At 61.8% G+C, this 1,698-nt stretch carries 1 protein-coding gene; it reads right to left on the bottom strand.

Going from position 1 to position 1,698, the window contains the following annotated elements; genetic code table 11:
- Nucleotides 1–118 precede the first annotated feature (118 nt).
- Entirely contained in the window at nt 119–1,612 is a 1,494-nt protein-coding gene (locus tag EVC45_RS44445) for a hypothetical protein (RefSeq protein ID WP_211193605.1), read from the bottom strand.
- Between the last annotated feature and the right edge of the window lie 86 nt (nt 1,613–1,698).

The following is a 1,698-nucleotide window of genomic DNA, read 5'->3' on the forward strand; positions in this document are numbered from 1 at the left end:
GGCGTGGTTCAAAATACGCGATTTTTGCGTTACATGGACGAGCTGATGCAGCCTGCGTGAAAGAGCAGAAATGGTGAGGAATGCGAGGTAAATCGAGGTCGGCGACGACCTTTCGATGTCAGGTTCGCTGCGGCTGGAGGCGGCCGAGTCCGAGCAGCGTCAGCCAGTGATCGTGAGGCTTGCCGCTCATCAGTTCTCTCGGACTTTTTCCAGTTCGTTCAAGGCATCGGCTACGGGCAAAGCGTCGATGATTGAAGACAAACTGCAGCAGACCAAGCCAGGTCCGCCCGCCCTTCAGATGACGCCGGTTGGTCAGGCAGACGCGCACTCGCGAGTTGAGATTTTCGACCAGCGAGCTGCTGCGTGGTGTGCTGTGCAGCGCCCCGGATACGGCGGCGTAGACGCCGTGAAACGGGCGACCGATGCGGGCCAGCAGGCGATTCCACCCTTGCCAGAACGCACTCGACGTTTCGGACTTGCGATGCAGGATGCAGACCTCCTGCACGAGATGGCACGCCACGTTGTGCGTTCGTGCAATGGCGTCGAGTTTTGTGTCGAGCAGGCCCGCGAAAGCGAGCAGGCTGTCGCGCTGGTTCTGCAGGGCACGCCGGTATGCGCCCGTGCGTGAGAGGTCCTGGGCTTCACGTTGCTGCAGTTCGGCAACCACGAAATCGAACAGCCGTTGACGCGTCGCGAGGTCCGGCCCTGCCAGTGACAGGATGTCACGTTCGAGCCACTGAACCAGGGTGCGCAGATCGGCAGCCAGCTCGTGCGCATGGGCTTCATTGCGACGAAGCGTTTCCAGCGCGGCTTCGAGGAGGCTATCCTCGCAACGTCGACGGGGATTGGCCAGACGCGCTTCGAGCTGCTGCCGCTCGGTGCGAGCGCCACTGGCGACACGATGCCAGAGCGTCGCCAGTGATTTGCCCTGCTCAATGATGTGGAACACGTCGCCGTGACACGGCGTATCGGGCCAGGCCATTTTTTGCCCGGCACGCAGACCGGTTCCCGCATCGGCGATCGTGTGCTCAGGATCGAGCCCCTGTGCCTGCAGGTCCAGCAGATGGATGGCCCAGGTGTCGCCGTCGCGATGAGCTTCGGGGGCGAGCAGATAGCAATAGGTCGAGGCAACATCGATTCCGGCGAGCACGGGTTGGGAACCCTGAAAGAGTTCGTCGTGCAGGCCGACCCGGATGGGCGAGAGATCGATACCGGCGTTGATGGCGATGGCCTGCTGTGCGGCACGCTGGAGAACGGTGTGAATCGTGCCCAGGCTGGTCGAGACGCCGAGCAGGTCGTGCATGAGTTCAAGGGTACTGCGAAACGAAACGTGGCCCACCATCGTGAGCGCCACGATGACCTGATCGAGCCATTGGTGGGTGACCGGCAGCATGAAAAGCACCTGATCTGCGTCGGCTGCCCGCGTGGTATCAAAGGCTTCATCGAGCGCTGCACTGGCCGTGCCGATCTGTCGGTAGACCGTCGGGCGGCTCACGCCGTTACGCTCAGCCAGCACACTGATTGGTTCGGTACGCGCGAGGGCCTGAAGTGCGATCGTTTTGCGTTTGTCGTCGCTCAGTCTGCCGACGCCAGATCGGGTGTTTTGAGTCATGGATGCCGCAGATGAAAAATGAGGCCGCCATTATCGCCTGGCGCTCCAGGTGCCTCCTCATGTGTAACGCAGCTTTGAACCTCGCC

It is taken from the genome of Paraburkholderia sp. UYCP14C, from assembly GCF_004197395.1.
Classification (GTDB): domain Bacteria; phylum Pseudomonadota; class Gammaproteobacteria; order Burkholderiales; family Burkholderiaceae; genus Paraburkholderia.